We start from the raw sequence: 7,218 nt of genomic DNA on the forward strand, positions 1-7,218 counted from the left end.
GACGTCCGCAGCGTGGGCGTCCAGGGCGACGGCCGCACTTACGGACACCCGATTGTCCTGCGCCCCGTGTCCTCCGAGGACGCCATGACCGCCGACTGGTCGCGGCTGCCCTACGATCTCCTGGCCCGGATTTCCAACCGGATCACCAACGAGGTGGAAGGCGTCAACCGCGTGGTGCTGGATGTGACCAGCAAGCCGCCGGGAACCATCGAGTGGGAATAGCAATCTGAGTGGCCGGCCTTTCGAGGCCGGCCATTTCATTTTGTTCCTGACAATGTTTCTGACAATTCGGGCTGAATTTCGCACCGCCCAGTGTTGCGGCCCCGCACCTGCGGGGGATTCGGGCTACCCTCGAAAGCATGCCGGTATGGTCCAAGGCGTCCCGCGCGAGCCTGGCAACCGCGACCACACAAGATGCGGCCAGGGAAAGCGCGGACGCAACACAGACGAGCGTTGATACGACGAACCCGCCAGAGTCGAGCCCGCCGCGGTCCGGCACAGAGAAGTCGAGCACAGAAAAGAAGGCAGCAGTGTCAGTTGGTCAAGGCCACCCCGAGGGCTCCGAGGAGTTCAGGAAATGGCTGTCGGGGCTCAAGCCCGTCACCGGTGCAGATACCATGCTGCGCTTCACCAAGACGCCCGAAGGCTCAATTGACCTGACTCATGCCCATCCCTCGGGGCTCGCCCAGCTGATGGCAGGGCGGCGTACCCGGCTCTCGACCCTGATCCGCGACCGCCAGCAATTCGTTGTCGCGGCCAGGGCATCACGAAACCTGCGCTCCAAGATTTTCGAACTCGCCAATGACCGCGGCATCGACGCGGGGTATTTCTCCGCCGGCACTGTCGTCTGGACGTCCGCCGTCGGCGGTAAGCCGCAACGGATCTCGGCCCCGGTCATGCTCACCGCCATATCCCTCACGGTGCGCCCCGGCGAGGACGACTATGAGTTGCAGCTCACCGAACAGGCGCAGATCAACCCGGCGCTGGTCCGGCACCTCAAGACCGTCCACGGGATCGTTTTCGACGTCAACGCGGTGACGCGGATGGCGTACAGCACGGCCCGTTACGACCCGCAGCCCGTTCTGGACCGCCTGGGCACCCTGGTCCAGCCGATTCACGGCGCCGAGGTCGAACACAACCTGCTCGTCTCCACCTTCGCCGACCTCTCCGGCAACCTCGATGATCCGTGGATCAACCAGAACAACCCCTTGGTCACCGCGCTGGCCCGGTCCGGTTCCGGCGAACTGGTCGACGTGCCTGCTCTGGAACCCGGCCGCTTCCCCAGCACGGACGACCGTGACCCCGCCGACGAGCTTCTGCTGCTCGACGCCGACACGGACCAGCAGTATGTGGTCGACGCCGTCCGGGCGGGCGACTCGCTGGTGGTCAGCAGCCCGCCGGGCACGGGCCAGACCCAGACAGTCATCAACACCATCGGCGCCCTGGTGGACGAGGGCAAGTCCGTCCTGGTGGTTGGCGACAGGCGGGCCAGCCTCGCCGAGATCTCCGGGCAGCTGGATGGCCTCGGCCTGGATTCGGTCCTCTTGCAGCTGACGGGCAGCGCCAGCCCGCTGCAGCTGAAGGGCCAGCTGGTCCGGGCGATCGTCCGCAACGAGAAGTCGCTGCAGCCGCAACTGAGCAACCTGCACGCCACACTGACCGGCCACCGCCACGCACTCATGGACCACGTAGCCTCCCTGCACAACGTCCGGGCGCGCTGGGGTTGCTCGCCGTATGAGGCCATGCAGTCCCTTGCAGAGCTGACCTCCATCCAGCCGGCACCGGCGACGACCGTCCGGCTCAAGCGCAGCGTGCTGGACAATATCCGGGACCGCGAGGAGCTCGCAGGCCGGCTCCGCCGCGCCGCCGAGCTCGGCAGCTTCAGCCGCGCGTCGACCACCAGCCCCTGGCACGGCGCGCGCCTGCTGACCCGCAAGGAGACGCAGGAAGCGCAGGGCGTTGCCCAGTCCGTTTCGGAAAAACTGCCGTTGCTGCGCGGGCGCATGGATGCCGTGGCGGAACACGCAGAGATCCGGCTCGGCCGGACCTTCGCCGAATGGGGCGAGCAGATTGAACTTCTCGTGGCCGTCCGCGAAAGTCTGGACAAATTCACTCCCGACATCTTTGACCGGCCCGTCCACGACCTGATCTCGGCCACCGCGTCCTCTGCCTGGCGCAGGGAACGCGGGATCGAAATGCCGTCCATGCAGCGCTCACGCCTGCGCAGGGTGGCCAAGGAGTACGTCCGGCCCGGCGTGCACATCGCGGACCTGCACAGCTCCCTGGTCCTCGTGCAGGAACAGCGCGCCGCCTGGTCCGGCTACGCGACCACGCAGCGGCACCCGGCCGTGCCGTCCGGGCTGGCTGAAATCAGCGGCCTTTACCGGGAGCTCGCAGCGGAACTGGCTGAACTGGGCCTGGCTGTCAAGCACACCGCTGCCGGCGGCGACTTGGACCGCGCACCCTACGACGAACTCCTGCCCCGGGTGCGGCGGCTCGTCGCCGACACCGCGACCCTTGAAACCCTTCCGGAGCGCACGCTGCTCGTCGAAAGCATGCGAGAGCACGGCCTGGGCGAGCTTCTCGCCGACCTTGCCGAGCGCGAGGTCCCGGAGGGGTCGGTGACCGCCGAACTTGAGCTGGCCTGGTGGCAGTCGGCCCTGGAGGCCATGATCAGCGGCGATGACTACCTCGCCATGTCCGACGGCGACGCCCTGCGCCAGCTTGAGGCGGAGTACCGGCTCGCGGACAACGCCCATATCGCCAGCGGCGCTGCCCGGCTGCGCTGGAACCTGTCCGAGCGCTGGCGCACTGCCATCTCGGCGTACCCCCGCCAGGCCGAGCTGTTGCGCAGCCTGCTGAAGGACGGCCGGGTGACCCTGGCAGCCCTGAGCGGCCAGGCGCAGGAGCTGCTGCCCACACTGGTACCGGTGTGGTCCGTCAGCCCCTACCTCATGACGGGTCTGCTGCCGATCGAGCAGACCTTCGATGCCGTCGTGATCCTCGACGCCGAGACGACCTCGTTGCAGGCCGTCCTCCCGGCGATCGCCCGGTCCCGGCAGGTCATCGCCTTCGGCGACGAACAGATCGCCAGCCCCCGGACCTTTACCGTGGGCGTCGAACGGCTCGCCGCGGGGGAGAGCTCCTACCAAAGCGTTGAGAGCTCGTTCCGGGCACTCTCTGCCGTGCTTCCGGTCTGGAACCTCAGGACCGTGTACCGTGCGGTCGATGAAGACCTGGTGCGCCAGCTCAGCAAGGGTTTTTACAGCGGGGAACTCACCCGCCTCCCGGAGGGCCAATCCGCCACAGGGCTGGACCGTACCCTCAGCGTGGAGTACCTCCCCGACGGCACGGGGCTGCCCAGCGCTGACCACGACGGCGTCGAATCGGTTGTTGCCGAGGTCAACCGCGCGGTGGAGCTGGTCTTCGAGCACGCCCGGCTCCGCCCCCGGACGTCGCTGGCCGTGGTGACCGGCAGCCTTCGCCATGCCGCCCGGATCGGCGAGGCCATCAGGGCGCAACTGCCCAACTACCCCATGCTGGGCAGCTTCTTCACTGCGGGGGATGAGTCCTTCCGCGTAGTGGATCTGGAACGGGCCCAGGGCCTGGTCCGCGACCACGTCATTTTTTCCCCGGGCTATGGCCGCACCCCGCATGGGCGCACCCTCCACAGCCTCGGGCCGCTTTCCGCCGAAGGTGGCCGAGCAAAATTCGCCCTGGCGATGACGCGTGCCCGCCGGTCCCTGCACGTGCTCAGCTGCTTCCGGCCCGAAGACCTTGATGTCAGCCGCCTCAGCCACGGCGCCGTGGACTTCTACGAGCTCCTGGACCGTGAGATCGCGGGCAACACGGATCTTGGCAGCCCCGCCTCCCGGGCCGCGGCCAGCGAGCAGGCGCTCGGCGCCGATCCGCTCGTGGCCGACCTGGGTGACCGGCTCCGGGCCCGCGGGGCACGGGTGTGGCACCAGTACGACGGCGTCCTGAACATGGTGGCGGCCGCCGATCCGATGACCACGATCGGCCAGGACGATGCGGAGATTCCCCGTCCGGTGGCGATCGAGTCGGACGGTACCAGCCACTACCGGCGAATGAGCGTCCGCGAACGGAGCAGGCTCCGGCCGCAGCTCCTGGAGCGGCTTGGCTGGCGGTACATGCCCCTGTGGACCATAGAGGTCTTCACCGACCCCTCGGCCTGCGCCGACCGGATTGGCGGCTACCTCGGGTTGGAGAAGCCCGCCGTGTCCAGCCGGCTGCGGACATCGCACGGGTTCTTCGACGACGGCATCGAACACCTGGCGATCGACGAGGCGCGGGCCGCCGAGTACCACGTGGCGGCCGAACCCTCGGGACAGGTGTTCCGCGGCCACGAAACTGCCGGCCAAGAATTCCGCCGGCAGGCACCAGCATCAGCAATGACAGGCAATACAGGCAGTAAGGAGGCCGGCGGCATGAGTGCGGACGGCATCACTAGCAACATCGGCAAGATCGGCAAGACCGGCAACACGAACGACGCCGGCGCCACCGGCGCCCGCGAAGCCGGCGCGGCGGGCGCCGCGGCCGACACCGCGGGGCCGAAGACCGGCGAGTCAACGGGGGCCGCGGCCGACACCGCAGGGTCGAAGGCCGGCCAATCGACCGGGGAATCGACCGGCGACGGGCCGGACCAGGAGGCCGCGAAGGAGACGTCCCGCCGTTCGGAGGCACAGGCCACCGTTCCGGAGGGTGTGCTGCCGAACAAGGCGGCGGAAGACGACCCCCGGCGCTGGGGTGACCAGCCTGATAATTACGATCACGACGCCTGGCTCCAGGAACAGAAGCCGCCGCACTGGGGCTGACGTGGCGGCCCGCAGCACAGAGCCTGCGGGCGCGGCCCGCGTCGGAGCATACGGCCCGGGCCACTGGCCCGGCGGAAACGCCCTGCTGGCTGGACAGCTAGCCCGGCGGTGGCGCCACAAGCACGAAAAACAATTTGCCCTGGGTAGACGCGCCCGCCAGCCTACGGGCCTGGTCGGCCGTCGCTGCCACCACCACCAGCCCGTCAGTCTCCGCAGTGGCGGGCCAGGAGCCGGCTTTGCCGCCCTGCGCCGACGTCCAGAGCACTGGTACGGCTTCGGCCAGGATTTGGCTTTCGCCGGGTTGTTCCATGCCGTTGCCGGCAGTGAGCACCACGTTGACGAGCTGCCCGGGGGAGACCAGCTGGATGGAGGCCGGATCTGCCATCCTCAGCGGCACGGCCGCAGAGCCTCGCGGGCTTCCGGCGAGCAGGCCCGGTCCCAGGATCTGGGCGTCGGTGAGGAGCTGGCCCTGGCGCAACGGTGCGGCCAGCTGTTTTCCCACGAACGCGGTCTCGCTGCCGGGGCTGCCCGCAGGAATAAGGCCGGGTGGCACGCTGATCCTACTGAGATCGCCGGGTTCCAGAAACTTTCCAGCGGGCAGATCGGCCGCGGCGGCGAAGGCTGCGACAGTGTCAGTGGGCGCTGGAGCCAGTTGCTGAACTGTCAGTCCGGCGGGGATGCAGAACAGGAGGGCCGCGATAAGCCGCCGGTTCCGGTTCAGCCAGCCCCGCAGGCGGCGCCACGACGGACGGCCGCGGGGCGGACGCCGGCGGGGTTTCACGGGACCGATCCGGCTCCGGAACGGAAGGCCTGCGGCGGAAAACGTGGCGGCAGGAAGGCTCGTTGGACGGATACCGGGACGGGACCAGCGGCCGGGGCCAGCTTCAGGCATTGCGGCGCGGAACGCCCTGAACGAAGGCGTGGAAGACGGCACAGGCGCCGCCGGGGCAGCCGTCTTGAACGAAGGCGGGGAAACCGCGGTGAGGAAAAGTTCCATGCCGCCACGCTACGGATCCGCGCAGAGCGGCGGCAGCTGCGGAACGTCCTATGTGGACAACGGCAACAACGGCAACAGCGGACAGCGCCGGGCAGTGCCGAGAATCAGCCGGCAGTAGCCCAGCCGGCGGCCGGCGCCAACCCGGCAGGTGCCTTAGCTGGCCGCGGCGGCGGGCGCGGGGGTGGCCGCGGGAGCTGCAGGAGCCGGGGAAACCGTGCTGCCCTTGGCGTCGCGCGAATCGGTCCGGTAGAAGCCGGAGCCCTTGAACACTACGCCGACGCTGTTGAACTTCTTGCGCAGCGTGCCCTGGCACTCGGGGCAGGACGTCAAGGAGTTGTCGCTGAACGACTGCACGATCTCGAAGGCGTGGCTGCAGTCCTTGCAGGCGTATGCATACGTGGGCACTGGAAATCCTCCTCAGGGGCAAACGAGCAGGTCCCGTGCTGCGGAGTCCGGATCACCGCCGATATGTCTATCGACCTGTTCCGTCCTTAGCAGTCGCAGGGCCTGAGTGCCAATTCTATCACCTTGGCGGGAACCCGGATCAGGCAGGCCGGGATCGGCCGAGCCGGACGATCCCGCCCGGGGTCAGCGCCGTGTCGACTTTCCGGTCGAACGACTCCGCGGGGATGCTGCCTGCGGGCAGCACCTCCGTGTCATAGACGACGGCGGCAGTCGGCAACGCGACAGCGTCGGCTGCAGCGTCGGCCGCCCCGGCGTCCGCCCCGCCGGACGCGGAGGACATGGCAGCCAGGGCGGCAAGGAACTTGTCGTAGTAGCCGCCGCCTTGCCCGATTCGGTTGCCCGAGAAATCCACCGCGGTGGCCGGCAGGAAGATTGCGGTGGCGTCCCGCATGACTTCGGTTCCGTGGCGCTCTCCGACAGGCTCCTGGATGGGCGCGTACCGGCTGCGGACAAACCCGGACTGGGGAGTCCAGTACACCCAGCTGAGCTCGATGTCGGGTTCGCAAACGGGCAGCAGCACCCGGTGCCCGGCCTCGACCAGGGCAGTCAGCAGTGGCAGTGTGGGCGGTTCGGCGCCCACACCGAGGTACGCCGCGAAGGTGCCCTGGCGGCCGCGGCCAAGCCCGGAGGCCCACGCGAGCCCGTGGCTGGCGATGCCCGCCGCGGCGGTGTCCTGTGCGGCCAGCGGGAGTGCGGAACGCGCCGCCCTGTGGCTGGAGCGAATTTCCTCTTTTGACGCCATCTTGGCCCGTCCTCTGCCTTTTGCGGCCGCGCTGCACCGGGGGGCCCGGCAGGCGGTTCGCATAATGATTACGCAATGATTGGTCCCTCCGTTAGATTAGTCGTGTGAATACACCCATCGCTTCCGTCCGCAAGGCCGTTATCCCCGCCGCGGGCCTTGGTACCAGGTTTCTCCCGGCC

General features: G+C 68.6%; 4 protein-coding genes and 1 pseudogene. 2 read left to right on the forward strand and 3 right to left on the reverse strand.

Features of this window, described 5'->3' with window-relative positions; all coding sequences use genetic code 11:
- Together LQV45_RS14380 and LQV45_RS14385 are read left to right on the forward strand one after the other, a co-directional pair.
- Nucleotides 1-222: pseudogene (locus LQV45_RS14380) on the forward strand (GMP synthase (glutamine-hydrolyzing)); the annotation flags it as partial.
- Nucleotides 223-530: 308 nt separating this feature from the next.
- Nucleotides 531-4,835, forward strand: a complete 4,305-nt coding sequence (locus tag LQV45_RS14385; RefSeq protein WP_230007621.1) for an AAA family ATPase — start codon at nt 531-533, stop codon at nt 4,833-4,835.
- A gap of 97 nt (nt 4,836-4,932) precedes the next feature.
- Here LQV45_RS14385 and LQV45_RS14390 read toward each other — a convergent pair whose 3' ends face one another.
- The 3 genes from LQV45_RS14390 to LQV45_RS14400 all read right to left on the reverse strand — a co-directional run bounded on the left by LQV45_RS14390 (nt 4,933) and on the right by LQV45_RS14400 (nt 7,039).
- Complete coding sequence (locus LQV45_RS14390) at nt 4,933-5,832, reverse strand: RcpC/CpaB family pilus assembly protein (protein WP_308288869.1); 900 nt, start codon at nt 5,830-5,832, stop codon at nt 4,933-4,935.
- A 153-nt stretch (nt 5,833-5,985) separates the two neighbouring features.
- Complete coding sequence (locus LQV45_RS14395) at nt 5,986-6,237, reverse strand: FmdB family zinc ribbon protein (protein ID WP_018773751.1); 252 nt, start codon at nt 6,235-6,237, stop codon at nt 5,986-5,988.
- A gap of 139 nt (nt 6,238-6,376) precedes the next feature.
- Entirely contained in the window at nt 6,377-7,039 is a 663-nt protein-coding gene (locus tag LQV45_RS14400; RefSeq protein WP_230007623.1) for a 5-formyltetrahydrofolate cyclo-ligase, read from the reverse strand.
- Nucleotides 7,040-7,218: the final 179 nt, after the last annotated feature.

The organism is Microbacterium sp. Bi128, from assembly GCF_918698205.1.

What these genes read in the sequence shown, in the direction of transcription:
- LQV45_RS14390 (WP_308288869.1), bottom strand. Translation starts at nt 5,832, where the DNA reads ATGGAACTTTTCCTCACCGCGGTTTCCCCGCCTTCGTTCAAGACGGCT.
- LQV45_RS14400 (WP_230007623.1), bottom strand. Translation starts at nt 7,039, where the DNA reads ATGGCGTCAAAAGAGGAAATTCGCTCCAGCCACAGGGCGGCGCGTTCC.